This is a genomic window from Gilliamella sp. Fer4-1 (assembly GCF_001690515.1).
GTDB classification, from domain to species: domain Bacteria; phylum Pseudomonadota; class Gammaproteobacteria; order Enterobacterales; family Orbaceae; genus Gilliamella; species Gilliamella apicola_C.
This window is the reverse complement of record NZ_LZGZ01000197.1, coordinates 1-19,131: the sequence shown is the minus strand read 5'-3', so window position 1 is coordinate 19,131 and position 19,131 is coordinate 1. Positions and strand designations below refer to the sequence as shown.

Sequence of the window (19,131 nt, the reverse complement as noted above, 5' to 3'; positions counted from 1 at the left end):
AACAAAGTCTTGTGGTTAAACAACGATAATATCAAAATTAAATGGCAATAAAGCCATCATACACATGCGTAGCTGGTCCTGTCATATAAAGTGGTTGATGCCCACCGTTCCATTCAATCAATAATTTACCACCTGGTAAATTAACATTAACACGCGGGTTTAATAACCCTTGATTAACACCTACTGCCACTGCTGCACAAGCACCTGTACCACAAGCCTGGGTTTCGCCAACCCCCCTTTCAAATACCCGTAAATTAATATTATCGCGATCGATAATATGCATAAAGCCAATATTAGCATGTTCGGGAAAGCGTTCATGTTGCTCTAATACCGCTCCCAACCTTGTAACTTCTGCTGTTACAATATTATCGACTTGAATAACACAATGAGGATTTCCCATAGATGCAACGCCACATAACACGGTCTGTTCTTGTGCTCGAATTATATAAGTTTTTTCTTCTTTAATAGCCTTGAAAGGAATCTTATTGGGTTCAAAAATAGGCTCCCCCATATTAACGCGTACTGTCTCATCGTCATTTACGGTTAAAATAATATTGCCTTTCATGGTGCTAACTTTTAATACACGTTTTCGAGTTAACCCTTTTAAACGAACAAAACGAGCAAAACAACGAGCACCATTACCGCATTGCTCAACTTCAGAACCATCAGAATTAAAGATACGATAATGAAAATCGCTATCGGGCACATAAGGTGGCTCAACAATAAGAAGTTGATCAAAGCCAATGCCAGTATATCTATCAGCCATACGCTTAATCATTTCAGTTGACAGATGAACATTTTGCGTCACTGCATCAATAACCATAAAATCATTTCCGAGTCCATGCATTTTTGAAAAGTTCATCGTAAATTTACCTTTTGTTGTCAAACATATTAGTTCTTTATTTTTTTTATTTTGGCTGTTAACTCGTACCCACGCAAAGAAGAATATTGTATGGAGATTATTAACCCTTCCACTATTTATAAATGCTATAAAACCACTTCCCCTCGCCATAAATCATCCAAAGACTCACGTTGGCGAATTAATTTATGCTGTTGTTCATTAATTAGCATCACTTCAGCAGGTCTTGGGTGACTATTGTAATTCGATGCCATAGAAAACCCATAAGCACCAGCACTACAAATTACCAACAAATCGTCCTGCTTAACCGAAAGCGCACGCTGATAGGCCAGAACATCACTAGATTCACAAATAGGACCAACAACATTGTATATGAATGGCTCATCGCTAGCTTGCGGTTGTTTTTCAGGCAATACGTTCATCCAAGCTTCATACAGTGCTGGACGAATTAAATCATTCATCCCCGCATCGACAATCGCAAAGTGGTTGCTATCTTGGTGTTTGGTATATTCAACTTTAGTAATTAACAAACCTGAATTAGCAACAATAGATCGCCCTGGTTCAAACAGAATTTCAATATCAGGGTAATTAACTAATTTATTCTTTAACTCGGTGACGAGTTGCAATGCTGTCGGAGGTTGCTCGTTGTCATAACAAACGCCTAAACCACCACCAAAATCGATATGTTTAATAAAAATACCATTGGATTGTAATTTATCAACTAAAGCAAGAATGCGATCAGCAGCATCAAGAAATGGTGACAATTGGGTTAATTGCGAACCAATATGGCAATCAATACCTACAATATTAATATGCGCTAATGATCGTGCTTTTTCATAAATATCCAACGCTAACTGATAACTAATACCAAATTTATTCTCGCGCAAGCCTGTTGATATATAAGGATGTGTTTTAGCATCCACATCAGGATTAATCCTCAATGAAATCGGTGCGATTTTACCTAATCTTTTTGCAACTTCATCAATTCGATATAATTCAGGCTCAGACTCAACATTAAAGCATTTAATGTCAACTTCAAGCGCGCGTTCAATTTCAACGATTGATTTAGCCACGCCAGAAAACACGATCTTTTTAGGATCAGCGCCTGCTTTTAATACTCGTTCTAATTCACCTTGTGAAACAATATCAAAGCCCGATCCCAATTTTGCCAATAAACTTAAAACAGCTAAATTGCTATTCGCTTTAACAGCGTAACAAACTAAATGTTTATTAGCAGCCAATGCCTGTTCATAGGCTAAAAACTGTTTGCTTATGTGATCTGCTGAATAAACATACAATGGAGTACCATACTGTTTTGCAAGATCCGCTATAGCTATTTGATTAGCAAATAAGTGACCCTGCTGATAATGCAGAAAATCCATCCCTTTATTCCTTTATATTTTTCTAATCAATGAATCAGACTGAATTGAAGCTGTTGTTGCAGTTTTAAACTGTACTATCGATGCGGTTTCAACTGGATGATAAAGCGGCCCTTTTAATCCACACCCCATTAAAACTAACGTAATCCAAAAGATAGAGAGTAATTTTATAGTTAATTTCATATCGTATTCAAGATTATTTCGATTTTTTATGATGCTATCTATATTACACGATACCCATAGCAGTGCAAAGTGTAATTAATCAAGTCTAGATAAACCGATAGATAAAATTAGTAAGTCGATGGCGTATTGCAATAAGTAAAATGCCAAAACGGTTAATTGTGTTCTTGTTGTGGTCTTGTTGTTATTGATTCATATACCTTAACACACGTTAAACAATTTCATATTAAGCTCTACCGCTGAATTATTTTGGTAGAACTTAATATTGTGTTGTCATAGTACAAGAACTGATTCTAACTGTGGATTAAAAAAAGGTTAGTTTACTTGTCAAAAATAGGAAAATTGGTTCTATCACCTATTAGCTTTAATCTTTTTTGCGCAGTAATAATATTAGTTTCCCAATTATCATCGTTCGCCCACATTTCGATAACTAGGGGAGCCACATAATTCATGGCTCTAAGCGTTTTGAAGATAGCGGTAAAATCGACCTCACCTTCACCAATAACAAGATCCCTAAACTGACCAAGATAATTCGACCTAACTTTATAGGTATCTTTTAAATGAATCTGCACAATATGATCACGACTTAACATAAGCTCGGTACAAGTATCGTAATTCCATCCGGTAATATTGCCTACATCAGGGTAAGCCATAAAATAAGGCGAGTTGATTTCTTTTTTTAAAATTTCGAACTTGCTTAAACTATTAAGATATTGTGTATCCATAATTTCAACCGCCAGCATCACCCCTGCTCGCTCAGCTTGCTTAACGGCCCACTGCATACCTTTAATAAAACGTTGATGCGTTTGCAAGTCAGCGGGTTCATAATAGACATCATAACCCGCTAGCTGGATCACTCTTATCCCTAATTTGTAAGCTAGTGTAATCGCTTTATCCATAATGCTTTTAGCTTCATTGCGGGTATCATGATTAGCTGAACCAAATGGATATTTACGATGCGCACTTAAGCACATGGAATGTAGCGGAATGCCGATTTTTTCACATTGATGCCTAAGTGAATAGATCTCTTCGTCAGACCAATCTAATCGGGCGCGGCGTTCATCTGATTCATCGATCGACATTTCGATAAAATCAAATCCTAAGTTTTTGGCTATTTGTAATTTCTCTTGCCATAATAGTTGATTAGGTAAGGCTTTTTCGTAAATGCCTATTCGAGGCGTGTTTTTGATTTGATACCGTTTTTCTAATATATCGTTACTTTGTGGCATTGTGATAACCCATTTTTTATATGAAAAAATACCATGCAGCTGATTTTTTCAACTGCATGCTGTTGTTACCAATATTTTGCGATCTGCGTTCTTAATGCTTGCGCAGTTTGTTGACCGTTTTCATTAGCAAGCGCACGACCAGCAATAAACGCTTTAGTTTTTATGCCTGCAAATAAGTGAATATCTTCTGGCACAATGCCACCGGTGATTGAAAGTTCAAGTCCTAAATCAGATAATTGACGCATTTTTGTTATATCATCTTCACCCCAACCAATACCAGCAAGTTCAGCATCACGAGAGCGATGGTATATTGCTTGCTTAATGCCAAGGTTACGCCAAGCTTTAGCATCTTCTAATGTCCAATGCCCGTATAATTCGATCTGAATTTCGCCTTTAAACTCATCAGCTACTTTTTTACAAGCTTCGACAGTAGCAATATGCGCAGCAGCTGAAACTGTTAACCAGTTTGCACCTGCGGAAAAAGCCATTTTTGCCAATATCGCACCACCATCAGTGGTTTTTAAATCGCATACTAAAATATGATTGGGATAAAGTTCTCTTAACCGTTTTACACTTTGCATACCTGCACCAAAAGCAAGAATGGTTCCCACTTCAATGATATCGACAAAACCCGCTACATTTTTTGCCACGTCTAATGCTGGCGCTAATTCGGTTTGATCTAATGCGATTTGTAATTTAGGTGCTGCCATGTTGTTCTCCTATTTGCTATTTTTGACCATAGTAAGCATTCGCACCGTGTTTGCGAAAATAGTGCTTATCAGATAACGTTTGTTGAATTTTGATTGTTTGATTAAGTTGCCGAGTGGAAAGAGCCATCATAGCTACTTCTTCAAGTACGACCGCATTATGCACTGCATCTAACGCATTTTTACCCCAACAAAATGGAGCATGACCAGAGATAACAGCCCCTGGCATTGCTACGGGATCTAGGCCTCGGCGTTTAAACTCTTCTACAATGACTAATCCAGTATTTTTTTCATAATCGATTGCAATTTCACTATCGGTTAGTGCACGCGTACAAGGCACATCACCATAAAAATAATCGGCATGCGTCGTACCTAGTGCAGGGATGTCTAATTCCGCTTGTGCCCAAATAGTGGCATAACGAGAATGGGTATGCACAATACCACCAATTTGTGGAAATGCTTTATACAATTCAATATGCGTTGCGGTATCGCTTGAAGGATTTAATTTTCCCTCCACAATATCCCCCATTAGCGAAATAACCACAATATCATCCAGTTTCATATTGCTATATTCAACACCAGAAGGCTTGATGGCGATAACGCCTTTTTCACGATCGATTTCAGAGACATTACCCCAAGTAAAAGTCACTAAATGATATTTAGGTAACAATAAATTAGCATTCAACACCCGTTCTTTTAATGCTTGATACATGATTTAACCTCCATTTAAGGCGCGATCAATAACGGCATAAACATCTTCTTTGGTGTTACAACGCCTTAATTTATCTAGATCAACCCCTGTTTCACTGTTTTCATCATCTAAAATTTGAGTGACCTCCATTAATCCTTTCATATGCTGATCCGATGTGCTACCCGCTAATGTCACTAAAACATCGACAGGCTCAGCTTCACCATCAAAATAGACAGGTTTTTTTAAGGTAACTAAAGCAAAAGCTGTACGATTTACTCCATCTTCAGGCCTTGCATGAGGCATGGCAAAGTTTGGTGCAATAATAATATAAGGCCCCATTGTTTTGACACAGCGAACAATAGCATCGTAGTACGACGGCTCTATTGCTTTAGAGGCGACTAGCATATCAGTGCCTAGCTTAATGGCATCTTGCCAAGTTGCAGCATTTGCTTTGAGTAAAATAGAGTTATTGTCAATTAGTGATTCTTTTAAAGCCATGGTGCACTCCTTAGTATTTAAAATCATTTAGAAAACACTTGTTCAATCAGCTTTATCAGCTCATCGCCAAAAGTTTGTGGATTTAACATATTTTGTACGCCTAACGCATGTTGACCTTCATTCACCTCAATTTCATGAATAAGATGTTTAGATGCAACAATGATATCGACATTGGGTAAACGTGATTTATAATCAGTCACTGCACAAGAATCCATTTCGTTTGGGATGCCTTTTTTATTTAAATAATTAGCAATCTTCATTTTCATCATCATTGAAGAGCCTTGCCCACTCCCACATACTGCCAAGATACGAATTGGGCGACCTTCACTCACGGCGACCTTATCCATTTTTTCAAGTACTGATTCATTGACATCTTGATGTTTATCGTTGACTTCAGGCTGATTTGTAGAGTTAGCCTCTTCTTGGCGAAGCTGTCTAGCAGCAAAAAACATATAAATCAGGGCTAGAACAATAAGAACATAGATAAATAAGTGTGAAATAGATAAAGCCTGTAAAATCGGTGGAAATAAAATCGCCCAATCTGCCATCCCCATCCATGAATCAATCGACGTACCGTTTTGAGCAAAGATATGAATTACCCAAGCAGAGCCTAATACCTCTATCATTCCCATGGCAAAACAGATCTTCATTACGGCTTTCCAACCACCAAAATGGTTGGCAAATACACCAATGGTTGCATTCGAAAAAAACATTGGTATAAAGCCTGGAATAATCATAATTGGCGATTTAAAGATGAGTAATAATGCAATCGCTAAGAATTGCCCTAAAGCCCCCCAAATAAAACCAAACACCATCGCATTAGGTGAAAAAGCATAAATTGCCGCGCAGTCAATAGCTAATACCGCATTAGGAATTAGCTTTTCTGAAATACCTTTGAAAGCTTCGGACAATTCAGCAACAAACATACGCACCCCACCAACAATAACTTGAATTGCGACGGCAAATTTAAGCCCTGTTTCAAAGATGTAAATGGCCCAATGGGTGGATCCTGCCATTGTTTGTAAATTATCTAACCCAAATGACAGCAAGATAATACCAAAGAAAATTGTCATCACAATTGTAGTTGCGGCAATACTATCATGAAAGATATGCAACCATTTTGGCAATTTTAGATTATCAACTGTATCGTTTTTATCCCCCAATTTTGGCGCTAATTTAACCGCTATCCAAGAACCGAATTGTTGTTGGTGGCCTATTGAAAACCCTGCTCCCCCAGTAACGGCCTCGGTCGGCTTAAACATCATATTCGAAAATATTCCCCAATAAAGCGCAGTGATAATGGCCGAATAGATGATAGTTTCCCACATGCTGTAACCAAAAAGGAAATAAAATAGTGCAATTAAACCAACCTGTTGGAACATAATATGGCCAGTTAACATAATGGTTCGAATTCCGGTTAAACGTCGAAATACCACCAAAATAATATTAATCGCTAATGCAAGCAAAACAGAATAGCCAACCCATGAATAGCATTCGCCCATACCTGTTTCGACGGCGACCATTGATGCATAAGTATCAATGATAGAGCCTTTAATGCCATGGTATTCTGCCAATTTAGCAATAACAGGTTTGAATGTTGATACCAAAACGCCAGATCCAACCTGTAATAACATAAATCCAACAATGGTCTTAATCGTGCCTTTTAACACGGTGGTTATATCTTTACGTAATAGACAATAACCAAGCATTGTCACCAAGCCAAGTAACAAAGGTGCTTTTGTCATCACTTGACTATAAAAAATATAAAATACGTTATAAATTACTTCCATATGTTCCTCTCATCGGTTATTGACATTTTTACTGCTCGAACAACACTCACCTCTGATATTGAGTTTCATTTAATTGCCTTTCATCAAGTTTCTTATAATCCGTAAAGTAAATGAATGGAACCGCTGATTACTTTACTTTATTTATCATCGCTCATTAAAAACACTTGTTATATTCCACAATCAAAATAAATCATTCAATGATTATTTATGATTGTTTTGACAAGGATCACTTTTCTCAACAAACTATAATTTCATATGTGATCAGCATCACAACTTAAATAAAATATAAAGACAAAAAAAATTAAAATTATTATTATCAACAAATTAAAAAATATTAGTATTAATAAATAAAATTATAGCAATTGACAATAATACAAATAAAAATTACGATAAAATAATCATATTTAATCAAAATGAAATGTAAGAAAAAATGAACGAAATTGCACGACATAATGAAATAGTAGCGTTAGTCAACGAAAAAGGTATGGTTAGAGTGTCCGAATTAATCGCAAAATTTGCTATATCGCCAGCAACAGCAAGGCGCGATATTACTAAGCTAGATCAGGAAGGGCGCGTTAAAAAAGTCCGCAATGGTATTATGCGATTAGAAGAAATAAAACCAATTTGGGTACCGATTGATAGTAATAATACCGATCATTATCACGAAAAAGCCCGTATTGCAATTCGAGCTGCACAATTATGCAACTGTGACGAAAATATTGTTATAAATTGCGGTTCTACGGCTTTTTTACTTGGCCGTGAACTGTGCGGTAAAAATGTTTCAATTATTACTAATTATTTTCCATTAGCTTGTTACTTAATTGAGCATGATCATGAAAATGTCATCATTATGGGAGGATTATATAACAAAACACAAAATATTATTCTTAATCCTATTGCTAACATAACCGATTCTTATGCTGGCAAGTGGATGTTTACCAGTGGTAAAACATTAACACCAACAGGTCTTTATAAAAACGAAATATTAGGCGCTGTAGCTGAACAACAGATATTGGAAAAAACCGAGAAATTAGTTGTTGTAGTTGATAGCTCCAAAATTGATACCAAAGCCAATTCAGGCATGCTTTTTTGCCCTATTAATAAAATAGATATTTTAATCACAGGAAAACAAGCTAATAAGGACGTAATTGAATGCATTAAGGAGCAAGGCGTTGAGGTTATTTTAGTTTAACAATTAAATTGTAGAAGGAACAGAGTATGAGTAAAGTAAATGAAATTAGCCGTGAATCGTGGATATTAAATACATTTCCTGAATGGGGAACGTGGCTTAATGAGGAGATCGAAACAACAGAGGTCAAACCCAATACATTTACTATGTGGTGGCTTGCTTGTACGGGGATTTGGCTAAAATCAGCGGGTAATACCAATATTTCTGTTGATTTTTGGTGTGGCACTGGTAAAAAAACTCACGCAAATCCATTAATGAACAAACAGCATCAAATGATGCGAATGGGTGGAGTCCGTGAATTGCAACCAAACTTAAGAACTAGCCCATTTGTTCTTGATCCTTTTGCAATTAAAGAAATTGATGCAGTGATGGCAACTCATGATCATGCCGATCATATTGATGTCAATGTTGCTGCAGCAGTTATTCAAAACTGTTCACCAAAAGTAAAATTTATTGGCCCGAAAGCTTGTGTAGAATTGTGGAAAAGCTGGGGCGTGCCAGATGATCGTTGTATTGTTGCCAAAGTGGGGGAAACGATTGAGGTTGGTGATATTACAATTCGCGTATTAGACTCTTTTGATAGAACATCGTTAGTTACTTTGCCAAAAGGCGTTTCATCTACCGACAAATCTATTTTAGATGGCATGAATGATAGAGCAGTTAATTATCTATTTGAGACATCAGGAGGTTCGTTGTACCACTCGGGCGATTCCCACTACTCTAACTATTATGCCAAACATGGCAATGACTACAAAATTGACGTGGCATTACTATCTTATGGTGAAAACCCGCGAGGAGTGACGGATAAAATGACATCAGCCGATATTTTACGTGCTGCTGAATCGCTTAATACTCAAGTTGTGATCCCTTTCCATCACGATATTTGGGCAAACTTTCAAAGTGACCCACGCGAAATTGAAGTATTATGGCAAATGAAGAAAGATCGTCTTGATTATCGATTTACGCCTTTCTTCTGGCAAGTTGGTGGTAGATACACTTATCCAACCGATAAACATAAAATGCATTATCAGCATTACCGTGGCTTTAGAGATATTTTTACCGATGAACCAGAATTGCCGTATCGATCATTCTTATAATTGGCTAATATAATTATTAGGCTTCAATGTGTGGACTGATTCAAACAATGCTTTTTACCGTCCACACATCAATCTCTTTACTCCAATTAATTAAACATTAATGTATCTTTCACGATCTGGCAACCAGCAATCAATTAGTTGAGTAGCACTTTGCGGGTAGTGTTTTTGAATGTCATAAGAGGCTTGTTGCACTTGGCTAATCAAATGTTGATCACGAACCAAATCGACAACCTTAAAATTAGCTATACCCATTTGCCGGGTACCTAAAATTTCGCCACTGCCACGAAGTTCAAGATCTTTTTGTGCAATAACAAAACCATCATTACTTTCACGCATCACCTTCATGCGCGCTTGAGCAACTTTACTTAGGGGGGCTTGATACATCAATACACAATGCGATACGGCTGATCCTCGTCCAACTCGTCCACGTAATTGATGCAATTGAGCTAAACCCAATCGCTCAGCATTTTCAATGATCATTAAGCTCGCATTAGGCACATCAACACCAACCTCAATAACTGTTGTTGCAACAAGTAATTGGATGTTCCCAGCTTTAAAAGCTTGCATGACGGATTGTTTTAAATCCGATTTCATTTTGCCATGTACTAACGCAATACTTAAATGGGGTAAACGGGCTTGTAATTCGGTAACCAGCATTTCGGCCGCTTGCGCATCAAGTGTTTCGGACTCTTCGACTAAAGTACACACCCAATAAACTTGACGATTTGCTAAACAAGCTTGGTTTACCCGTTCAATAATTTCATCTCGACGAGTATTTGGTATTACTACCGTAGTAATTGGTGTTCGCCCTGGTGGTAATTCATCAATAACTGAAACATCTAAATCAGCATAGACGGTCATTGCTAGTGTTCGAGGAATAGGTGTTGCGGTCATAATTAATTGATGTGGAAAGAAATTATCTTTAATACCTTTTTCCCACAGGCTTAGACGCTGGTTTACACCAAAGCGATGCTGTTCATCAATAATGACTAATCCTAACGAGTTAAACTCCACTTTATCAACAAACACCGCATGAGTACCAATTAATAACGTGCTGTCACCATTTCGAATACGCTCATAACACTGTCGTTTATTTTTAGCCGTTAATCTCCCCGACAACAGATCAACATTAATCCCCAACGGTGCAAACCAAGTACTAAAATTGTTATAATGTTGCTCTGCTAATATTTCTGTCGGCGCCATTAATACTACCTGACAACCATTTTCAATGGCATTTAATGCAGCTAATGCAGCAACTAATGTTTTGCCTGAACCAACATCCCCCTGAATTAATCGCATCATAGGTACCGGTTTTGTCATATCTTGATAAATCTCTTGCACAACACGTTGCTGAGCACAAGTTGGTTTAAAAGGCAATGATGATAAAAATGGTTTAATCAAGCATTGATTTGGAGAAAACAAATGCGCTTGCTGTTTTTGATTATGCTTTTTTAGCATCAACATACTTAAATGATAAGCAATTAATTCTTCAAAAATAAATCGTTTAATGGCTGAGTGCTCACCCAACATTAATTGTTCAATTTGAGTATCAATAGGCGGATTATGTACAATATTTAAAGAATCCAATACTGGTAAAAAGAGGCATGCTAGCTCTGGTGGTAAAATTTCATTAGGTGGATTATTTTTTAACAACAAAAGCGCAGCCATAATTGACCGTCGAATCAATGCTTGAGATAGTCCATAGGTCGTTGAATAAATGGGTGTATATTTTTCTTGAGCATCATCTAACGTGACTGATGACTCGTTTCCATTGGCTTTAAATTTAAATTGTGGGTGGATAATTTCAATATGATTTTTGCCACGTTTTATCTCGCCATACGCACTCACCCATTTTCCTTTAATCAAAGAAGCTTTCATGCTGGGTGTAAAATGCATAAATCGTAATACGGCAACGCCCGAATCATCTTGAATATAGCAAATTAACATTTGTCGACGCTTAAAGGCAACTTCACTTTTGATTATAGCGCCTTCTATTGTAGTGAACTCACCAATAACCGCATCGCCAATGGAACAAGACGACGTACGATCTTCGTAACGTAAAGGGAAATGCAATAACAGATCTTTGACGGTATAAATACCTAATGTATTAAATTTTTTTTCTAAACTTGCACCAATCCCCGTTAATTTTATCAACGGCAAATGATCAAAAAATCGATTTATCATAATGACTAATTTATATTTCTTGTCACGCTCACTACATCGGACTGTAGCGATATTTTCCGCATTAATTCACTAAGTTGCTGAGTGTTTTTTACTTCTATTTGCAAAATGATGGTATAAATTTGTCTGTCTTTTTCTTCGGTATTTAACCACTGCAAGTGGGTATTTTCATCATTAATAATTGAAAGGAGATTCGCTAAAGCGCCTTGAACATTTAAAATATCAACCCAAATTTCAACAACAAAGCGTTGAAAAATATCTGGCGCCCATTTAAGTGGAATATATTTTCCTGGATTATTTTGATAGTCTGAAATATTTCGACAAGATTCGTGATGCACTATCAGTCCCTTTTCTGGGCTGACATGTCCCACGATAGGGTCATTTGGAATAGGATGACAACATTTAGAAAACGTAACCAAAACGCCTTCACTACCCGTGATAACTAGTGTTTTATTGGGTTCTGTTTTATTTTGTAATAGCGATTTATGTTCTAATCCTTTAGCTATAAAATGGCTCATAATATTGCCTAGCCCAATTTCGGACAAAACATCATCAAAAGTTGGCAATTTAGCTAACTCAGCTGCACGAGCTTTTTGATTTGATGATAACTCACTAATACCGCCAGATTTAACTAACGAAAGATCGAGTAAACGTCGTCCCAATTTAATTGCATCTTCACGTTTAAGTGTCCTAAGCGCATGACGAATTCGAGATTTTGCTTTAGCACTAACTACAAAACTTAACCAATTAGCATTAGGTCGCCCTTCCGATGAAGTAATAATTTCAACAGTTTGACCACTACTTAATGGTTGCGATAGAGGATAAGGTTTACGATCAACAATTGCACCAATGCACTGATAACCAATATCAGAATGGACTGCATAGGCAAGATCAACTGCTGTTGCGCCTTCAGGTAGCTGAACAATACGCCCTTTAGGGGTAAAAACGTAAATTTCTTTAGGAAACAAATCAGACTTTACATTTTCGATAAATTCGAAAGAGTTACCCACACTTTGTTGTAATTCTAATAAACTTTGCATCCAGCGCTGAGCTTTAATTTGCGTGGTAGTATTGTTCATTTCATCGGTTTCGTTATATGCCCAATGAGCAGCAACGCCCATTTCAGCCATTTGATCCATATCTTCAGTGCGGATTTGTACTTCAACAGGTGTTCCATGAGGTCCAATTAACGATGAATGTAATGACTGATAACCATTCGCTTTGGGGATCGCTATATAGTCTTTAAAACGATTAAGCCGTGGCTTATAAAGATTATGCACTAACCCAAGAGCGCGATAACAAGCATCAACGTCCTTTACTACAATTCTAAACGTATAAATATCCATAATGGAATGAAACTGCTGCTCACGCAATTTCATCTTTTGATAAATCGCATAAATGTTTTTTTCGATACCAGTAACTTCGGCGTCAATATGAGCATCTAATAATCGATTACGTATTTCAGACAAAATTTGTTGGATAAGCTCTTTTCGTGTATTTCGCGCGGTTTTAATTACTTTTTCAATCACTTTGGCACGATTTGGATGCATTGCGGTAAAGCCCAAAATCTCAAGCTCTGTTTTAATATGATTAATGCCCAAACGATGAGCTAAAGGGGCATAAATTTCGAGAGTTTCTTTGGCAATGCGACGGCGCTTGTCAGATCTTAAGGCACAGAGTGTGCGCATGTTATGGGTACGGTCAGCTAGTTTAATTAAAATAACACGCACATCTTCGGTCATGGCAAGCACCATTTTCCGAAAATTTTCAGCTTGTGCCTCTTGTCTATTACGGAATTTTAATTTATCAAGTTTAGAAACACCTTCAACTAAAATGGCAACATGTTTACCAAATTTATTCGTAATATCTTGAAAGGTAACCGGAGTATCTTCGATAGTGTCGTGTAAAAGTGCGGCAATAATTGTTTCATAATCAAGCCGCATCTCAGCTAAATTTGTTGCAACTGCAACAGGGTGGGTGATGTAAGGCTCACCACTGCATCGGAATTGCCCTTCATGTGCATTTTTAGCAAAAAGATAAGCATCTTGTATCAATTCCACTTTTTTAGCAGGAAGATAAGATGCTACAACCTCTTTTAAGCTATCAAAATATTGCATAAGCAATTCCTGTAAAGCTTATTCGTATGATGGTGTGTTTTCGAGAAGAATCGACTCATGAAGTGTTGCACGTGCTTCTGCTTCTTCATCTTGACGCGCTTGGAAATCAGCAATATCGAGAATTTGTTTATTAACAAGGCCTTCTTCAATTTCGCGTAAAGCAACAACCGTTTCTTTGTCGTTTTCTTCCGGAACCAGTGGAGATTTATTTTCAACTTGTAATTGACGAGCGCGTCTTGCTGCTACAATAACGAGATCAAAGCGATTACCAATTTTTTCTACTGCATCTTGAACAGTTACACGTGCCATTTTCACCTCTAAATTGTTTACTAAAATGCTTTATTTGAAAGATCTGATATTCTACTTAAATTTGTAGTGATTTGTCTATATTAATATTGTTTTATACATTGAAATAAAGAGATCTTAGATAATAAAAAATTGCTAGGTTCTTATCATTGATTACGATAACTTTTCATATTCATCATCAATTTTATTATCCATATGCTTTTTACTTTGAACTAATCTCACAGCAAAATAAAGATCATAAGCAAAATCAATATGATCGTTATCAAGCTTAATATTCATTTGTTTAAACCAATTTTTGAGTGTTTTACGCCGACCTGATAAGATTAACATGGTGTTTCTTACTTTTAAGGATCTTACTAATTCATCGATTCCTGACAACACACTCACGTCTTTATAAGTAAAACAAGGAATTGCATCAACAATCACATAGTTTATTGGCTCTTTTGCTTCATCAATATAACTAATAATTCTCCGTTTAAAATAGGCAATATTAAAATAAGTTAGTGGAGAGTTAAATCGATAAATCAGAGTATTATTGATTGGTTTAACACCTTGGTTTATTGAATGAATTCGACCACTTGCATCAACACCTAATAATTGATCTTTCGGCCTAAATACACGGCGCAAAAATAAAAATATCCCAAGTAACACCGACAGTGCCATACCGGGAATAATACCTATCACAAGAACTGAAATCAGTGTTGTTAAACTTAAATAAAACGCATCTCGATCAAATTTAAAAAAGCGGAGGATTGTTTGAAAATTAATTAATGAAATGGATGAATAAATCAAAATTATGCCTAATACACAAGTGGGAATATATTGTAAAGGCGAAAGAAAAAACAACACGACAATACCAATTAATATTGCAGCAATAATTGAAACTAGCTGAGTTTTACCACCATTGGCATCATTAACAGCTGTTCTTGATGAGGTACCACTAACAACAAAACCTTGTGATAACCCCGCTACAATATTAGCCACACCTAGCGCTTTAAATTCGATATCGGCGTTGGTTTCATAGTTATTTTTGGATGCGAAACTGCGCACGGTTATCATCATACTAACAAAACAAATGATAGCAATATTCAGTGAGGGCACAACTAAATCACGCATCAACCCTTTATCAAAATCAAGCCATGATTTGGCAGGAATCAAATCTCCACTAACATTGCCAATAATACGAATATTAAAATACTCAAAATTAAATAACCATGAAAAAAATGTCATCACAATGACGGCTAATAGTGGCGCTGGATATAACGGTTTTAATCGCTTTAAAGCAATTAAAATAAACAAAGTAAAAAATGAAACTAGTGCAGTGGCTATATGGATTTGCGATATTTTAAAAGGTAAATAAACGATTCGCTCAATCAGATAAGAATAATCATAACTAAAACCAAGTGTTTTTGCTAACTGATCAACCATAATGGTGATTGAAATACCATTAAGCAAACCAATTAAAATAGGCTGGCTAAGCAAGTCAGCCAAAGCGCCAAGATGTAGCTTTCCTGCGATAATACACCAAATACCAATCATTATTGTTAATATCATGACTAATTGCCAACGTAATATGGGATCATTAGCTGCTAACGGCAACACAACAGCCGCAACGACAGCACATGTTGCCGTATCAGGTCCGACAATCAGTTGTTTCGAAGATCCAAAAAGTGCATAGGCAATTAAAGGCAAAATGGTCGAATATAGTCCTGCTATAGCACCAACACCTGTCAATTCAGCATAAGCAATTGACACTGGTAACGAAACTGCCGCGACCGATAAACCCGCCTTAATGTCAAAATTAAGATATTCTCGCTTATACTGTAATAGGCTACTTAACCCTGGCATCCACAAAGCTAATTTTTGAAAAAAAGCATTGTTAAAAAAACGACCCATACTAATCCTTATTTTCCAGCTATGCTCATATTATCAATCAAAATCGAACCACATTGAATATTAGTTCTCGTTTCGACATCATTACCTATTGCCACAATGTTTTTATACATATCTTTAAGATTGCCGGCAATAGTAATTTCGCTAACAGGATATTGGATTTGCCCATTTTCAACCCAAAATCCAGTGGCTCCGCGTGAATAATCGCCAGTTACACTATTAACACCTTGTCCCATTAACGAAGTAACGACAACGCCTTTATCCAGTTTTTTAAGCATATCATCAAAGCTAGCATGAGTTTGGCTAGGCGAGATAAGCCAATTATGAATCCCACCTGCATGACCTGTTGATGTTAAACCCAATTTACGCGCTGAATAATTACTTAATAAATAAGTTTGCAACACGCCTTGCTCAACAATATTACGCTTAACTGTTTTTGTGCCCTCACTATCAAAAGGCGAAGAGCCAATACCTTTTAAAATATAAGGATCTTCATAAATAGTCAGCCATTTAGGAAAAATAGCCTGCCCAACACAGTCTAATAAAAATGAGGATTTACGATAAATTGCGCCACCACTGATGGCATTGACTAAATGCCTAATAAGCCCAACAGCAACTTCAGCACTAAACAGTACTGGGGCTTGCATGGTTGCGATTTGCTTAGCACCTAAATGCGATATTGCTCTGTCAGCTGCTTGCGTACCCACCCAACTTGCTGATTTTAATTCACTAAAATCACGTGACGAGGTATAAGCATAATTACTTTCCATCTGCCCTGCTTGTTCGGCAATAACTGAACATGAAAGCGAATGTGAACTTGCACAATAACCTTGTAGCATTCCTAAACTATTACCATAAACATAAACACCATATCGGCTACTAAAATAACTACCATCAGTGCTAATTAGTTTTGAATGATTGAGTGCGGTTAATTCAGCTTGTTTTGCCTGTTCAATGGCATTATCGACATTTAAATCACTTGGATAAAATAAATCCAAATCAGGAGGATTAAATGCCATTTGGCTTACATCGCCCAAACCAGAACAAGGATCGGGTGATGTATATTGCATAATATTAATCGCCATATCCACCGTTTGCAAAATCGCCGAAGGGGATAAATCATTGGTTGATGCACTGCCTTTACGTTGGTTTTGATAAACAGTAATGGATAATGCCCCATCACTATTAAATTCAACATTTTCGGTATCCCCCATTCGGGTGCTAACACTAATACCCGTTGATTGATTAATCGATACTTCAACGGCATCCACTCGTGACTTTGCTTGCTTAATAGCATTAGCGACAATAGCTGATAAATTTTCTTTTTGGTTTATCGCTTCTTTTTTAATTTGTTCAATACTCATTTTATTATTTTCTACAATTCTGCTAGTGATACGTTATAATAAGCTAGAATTGAATATTAGTTAACAAAAGAAATAATATGAATCATAATCAAGAGACAAATTTAGAACCCAACTTTGCTATTGACACCCAAGACGATGAAATCATTTACGTTAGTAAAAGCGAAATCAAACGTGATGCGGAAGCGCTAAAAGAATTAGGTGTTGAGCTTGTTAATTTAAGCAAAAACGAACTGGAAAAAATTCCTCTCGATGAAGATCTTATTTATGCTATTGAACTTGCTCAAAAAATAAAAAAAGAAGGGTATCGCAGACAAATCCAATACATTGGCAAGCTACTACGTAGCCGAGATATCGATCCCATTAGCCAAGCCCTTGATAAGCTCAAAAATCGTCATAATCAACAAATTTCTTTATTTCATAAACTCGAAAAACTACGAGATGACCTGATTGCAACAGGCGATGCGGAAACTATCATGAGCTTATATCCAACAGCCAATCGCCAGCAACTGCGTACCTTAGCGCGTTTAGCTAAAAAAGAGCAAGAAGCCAATAAACCCACCAAAACGGCAAGGCAAATTTTTCAACATTTAAAAAAATTGAGTGATACAGAATAATCTTTATAATGTGCGCTTACTGTTATTAACAAACACTATACTAACTTAGATAGAGGATACAAAAATGGGACTTTTAAATGTACCTGCTGGTAAAGAATTACCTGATGATATTTACGTTGTGATTGAAATTCCGGCTAATGCTGATCCAATAAAATATGAAGTCGATAAAGATACTGGTGCTGTATTTGTTGACCGTTTTATGGCAACAGCGATGTTTTACCCATGCAACTATGGTTATATCAATAATACATTATCATTAGATGGTGATCCTGTTGATGTTTTAGTCCCAACGCCATATCCATTACAACCAGGCTCAGTGATTCGTTGTCGCCCTGTTGGTGTATTAAAAATGACAGACGAAGCTGGTCAAGATGCAAAACTTGTTGCTGTACCTCACACTAAACTGTCAAAAGAATATGATCACATTAAAGATGTTGATGATTTACCTGAACTACTTAAATCACAAATTAAACACTTTTTTGAGCAATACAAAGCGTTAGAAAAAGGTAAATGGGTAAAAGTTGACGGTTGGGACAATGCCGATGCAGCTCGTAAAGAAATACTTGAGTCATTTGAACGAGCAAAAAACAAATAAAATTGAATAACAAAAAAGTCACTGTTAATCCAAAGCCATAAAATAATATTTTATGGCTTTTTATTTTATAATACGCCAACTTTTGAAGTAATTTCAGCACTTGAATCATGCAATAATTTGTCTTTTATCAATTTCTAGGTAATTATCTAAAAATTTAAGAAAAAACTATATTCTAAGAAAAAAAATTATTATTAACATCTTGCTTTTGATTATAATTTATGCGGTAATAGCACTGGGTAAACAACAACGTTGAAATTATGAAATCAATTAACTTTAATAATGTAATTTTGATAGCTTTATCATGGTGTTGAGTTACATAATTAATACAGTGTTAAAGCCCATACGAGCCTAAAAGGCTAATTATTAATTATTGTTAGGATGTCTAGTAAATGAATAAAAAAACAGGCCAAGTAAAATGGTTTAACGAAAGTAAGGGTTTTGG

At 36.4% G+C, this 19,131-nt stretch carries 17 protein-coding genes; 4 read left to right on the top strand and 13 right to left on the bottom strand.

What is annotated here, in order from left to right; translation table 11 throughout:
* Positions 1-37: 37 nt before the first annotated feature.
* The 8 genes from dapF to A9G30_RS06725 all read right to left on the bottom strand — a co-directional run bounded on the left by dapF (position 38) and on the right by A9G30_RS06725 (position 7,288).
* Positions 38-862: a diaminopimelate epimerase gene (gene dapF / locus A9G30_RS06755; protein WP_065581431.1), complete on the bottom strand. Its 825-nt coding sequence runs from the start codon at positions 860-862 to the stop codon at positions 38-40.
* A 125-nt stretch (positions 863-987) separates the two neighbouring features.
* Positions 988-2,241, bottom strand: coding sequence for a diaminopimelate decarboxylase (lysA, locus tag A9G30_RS06750; RefSeq protein ID WP_065588451.1), 1,254 nt, complete (start codon positions 2,239-2,241; stop codon positions 988-990).
* Between the two features lie 12 nt (positions 2,242-2,253).
* On the bottom strand, positions 2,254-2,421 hold the full coding sequence (gene lptM / locus A9G30_RS12680; protein ID WP_141672029.1) for an LPS translocon maturation chaperone LptM: 168 nt from the start codon (positions 2,419-2,421) through the stop codon (positions 2,254-2,256).
* 317 nt (positions 2,422-2,738) lie between these two features.
* Positions 2,739-3,647: an L-ribulose-5-phosphate 3-epimerase gene (locus A9G30_RS06745; RefSeq protein ID WP_065588450.1), complete on the bottom strand. Its 909-nt coding sequence runs from the start codon at positions 3,645-3,647 to the stop codon at positions 2,739-2,741.
* A gap of 65 nt (positions 3,648-3,712) precedes the next feature.
* Positions 3,713-4,357 (bottom strand): 3-keto-L-gulonate-6-phosphate decarboxylase UlaD, encoded by a 645-nt coding sequence (locus A9G30_RS06740; RefSeq protein ID WP_065588449.1) that lies wholly within the window; start codon positions 4,355-4,357, stop codon positions 3,713-3,715.
* 16 nt (positions 4,358-4,373) lie between these two features.
* The gene (locus A9G30_RS06735) at positions 4,374-5,066 is read right to left on the bottom strand and encodes an L-ribulose-5-phosphate 4-epimerase (protein ID WP_065588448.1); all 693 of its coding nucleotides are present in this window, start codon (positions 5,064-5,066) and stop codon (positions 4,374-4,376) included.
* A 3-nt stretch (positions 5,067-5,069) separates the two neighbouring features.
* The gene (locus A9G30_RS06730) at positions 5,070-5,543 is read right to left on the bottom strand and encodes a PTS sugar transporter subunit IIA (RefSeq protein WP_065588447.1); all 474 of its coding nucleotides are present in this window, start codon (positions 5,541-5,543) and stop codon (positions 5,070-5,072) included.
* A 23-nt stretch (positions 5,544-5,566) separates the two neighbouring features.
* Positions 5,567-7,288, bottom strand: a complete 1,722-nt coding sequence (locus A9G30_RS06725; protein ID WP_442903295.1) for a PTS ascorbate-specific subunit IIBC — start codon at positions 7,286-7,288, stop codon at positions 5,567-5,569.
* Between the two features lie 475 nt (positions 7,289-7,763).
* On the opposite strand from A9G30_RS06725, the gene ulaR reads away from it, so the two are divergent.
* Entirely contained in the window at positions 7,764-8,525 is a 762-nt protein-coding gene (ulaR, locus tag A9G30_RS06720; protein ID WP_065588445.1) for an HTH-type transcriptional regulator UlaR, read from the top strand.
* Between the two features lie 26 nt (positions 8,526-8,551).
* A complete protein-coding gene (gene ulaG, locus A9G30_RS06715) occupies positions 8,552-9,619 on the top strand; it encodes an L-ascorbate 6-phosphate lactonase (protein WP_065581437.1) in 1,068 nt (355 codons plus the stop codon).
* Between the two features lie 90 nt (positions 9,620-9,709).
* Here the strand turns inward: ulaG and recG are convergent, their stop codons facing one another.
* The 5 genes from recG to pmbA form a co-directional block, all read right to left on the bottom strand.
* Positions 9,710-11,803: an ATP-dependent DNA helicase RecG gene (gene recG, locus A9G30_RS06710; RefSeq protein ID WP_065588444.1), complete on the bottom strand. Its 2,094-nt coding sequence runs from the start codon at positions 11,801-11,803 to the stop codon at positions 9,710-9,712.
* Between the two features lie 5 nt (positions 11,804-11,808).
* Positions 11,809-13,917: a bifunctional GTP diphosphokinase/guanosine-3',5'-bis pyrophosphate 3'-pyrophosphohydrolase gene (gene spoT, locus A9G30_RS06705; RefSeq protein ID WP_065581439.1), complete on the bottom strand. Its 2,109-nt coding sequence runs from the start codon at positions 13,915-13,917 to the stop codon at positions 11,809-11,811.
* An 18-nt stretch (positions 13,918-13,935) separates the two neighbouring features.
* Entirely contained in the window at positions 13,936-14,226 is a 291-nt protein-coding gene (gene rpoZ / locus A9G30_RS06700; protein ID WP_065567934.1) for a DNA-directed RNA polymerase subunit omega, read from the bottom strand.
* 150 nt (positions 14,227-14,376) lie between these two features.
* Complete coding sequence (locus tag A9G30_RS06695; RefSeq protein WP_141672028.1) at positions 14,377-16,119, bottom strand: SulP family inorganic anion transporter; 1,743 nt, start codon at positions 16,117-16,119, stop codon at positions 14,377-14,379.
* A gap of 8 nt (positions 16,120-16,127) precedes the next feature.
* Positions 16,128-17,480, bottom strand: coding sequence for a metalloprotease PmbA (pmbA, locus tag A9G30_RS06690; protein ID WP_065588443.1), 1,353 nt, complete (start codon positions 17,478-17,480; stop codon positions 16,128-16,130).
* 77 nt (positions 17,481-17,557) lie between these two features.
* Here pmbA and yjgA point away from each other — a divergent pair, with 77 nt between their 5' ends.
* Together yjgA and ppa are read left to right on the top strand one after the other, a co-directional pair.
* Complete coding sequence (yjgA, locus tag A9G30_RS06685; RefSeq protein ID WP_065588442.1) at positions 17,558-18,094, top strand: ribosome biogenesis factor YjgA; 537 nt, start codon at positions 17,558-17,560, stop codon at positions 18,092-18,094.
* Between the two features lie 64 nt (positions 18,095-18,158).
* Positions 18,159-18,689, top strand: coding sequence for an inorganic diphosphatase (gene ppa / locus A9G30_RS06680; RefSeq protein ID WP_065567931.1), 531 nt, complete (start codon positions 18,159-18,161; stop codon positions 18,687-18,689).
* The last annotated feature ends 442 nt before the right edge of the window (positions 18,690-19,131 follow it).

Excerpts from the sequence above, each read along its gene's own strand:
- dapF (WP_065581431.1), bottom strand. The coding sequence starts at position 862 with ATGAACTTTTCAAAAATGCATGGACTCGGAAATGATTTTATGGTTATT.
- lysA (WP_065588451.1), bottom strand. The coding sequence starts at position 2,241 with ATGGATTTTCTGCATTATCAGCAGGGTCACTTATTTGCTAATCAAATA.
- lptM (WP_141672029.1), bottom strand. The coding sequence starts at position 2,421 with ATGAAATTAACTATAAAATTACTCTCTATCTTTTGGATTACGTTAGTT.
- A9G30_RS06745 (WP_065588450.1), bottom strand. The coding sequence starts at position 3,647 with ATGCCACAAAGTAACGATATATTAGAAAAACGGTATCAAATCAAAAAC.
- A9G30_RS06740 (WP_065588449.1), bottom strand. The coding sequence starts at position 4,357 with ATGGCAGCACCTAAATTACAAATCGCATTAGATCAAACCGAATTAGCG.
- A9G30_RS06735 (WP_065588448.1), bottom strand. The coding sequence starts at position 5,066 with ATGTATCAAGCATTAAAAGAACGGGTGTTGAATGCTAATTTATTGTTA.
- A9G30_RS06730 (WP_065588447.1), bottom strand. The coding sequence starts at position 5,543 with ATGGCTTTAAAAGAATCACTAATTGACAATAACTCTATTTTACTCAAA.
- A9G30_RS06725 (WP_442903295.1), bottom strand. The coding sequence starts at position 7,288 with ATGACAAAAGCACCTTTGTTACTTGGCTTGGTGACAATGCTTGGTTAT.
- ulaR (WP_065588445.1), top strand. The coding sequence starts at position 7,764 with ATGAACGAAATTGCACGACATAATGAAATAGTAGCGTTAGTCAACGAA.
- ulaG (WP_065581437.1), top strand. The coding sequence starts at position 8,552 with ATGAGTAAAGTAAATGAAATTAGCCGTGAATCGTGGATATTAAATACA.
- recG (WP_065588444.1), bottom strand. The coding sequence starts at position 11,803 with ATGATAAATCGATTTTTTGATCATTTGCCGTTGATAAAATTAACGGGG.
- spoT (WP_065581439.1), bottom strand. The coding sequence starts at position 13,917 with ATGCAATATTTTGATAGCTTAAAAGAGGTTGTAGCATCTTATCTTCCT.
- rpoZ (WP_065567934.1), bottom strand. The coding sequence starts at position 14,226 with ATGGCACGTGTAACTGTTCAAGATGCAGTAGAAAAAATTGGTAATCGC.
- A9G30_RS06695 (WP_141672028.1), bottom strand. The coding sequence starts at position 16,119 with ATGGGTCGTTTTTTTAACAATGCTTTTTTTCAAAAATTAGCTTTGTGG.
- pmbA (WP_065588443.1), bottom strand. The coding sequence starts at position 17,480 with ATGAGTATTGAACAAATTAAAAAAGAAGCGATAAACCAAAAAGAAAAT.
- yjgA (WP_065588442.1), top strand. The coding sequence starts at position 17,558 with ATGAATCATAATCAAGAGACAAATTTAGAACCCAACTTTGCTATTGAC.
- ppa (WP_065567931.1), top strand. The coding sequence starts at position 18,159 with ATGGGACTTTTAAATGTACCTGCTGGTAAAGAATTACCTGATGATATT.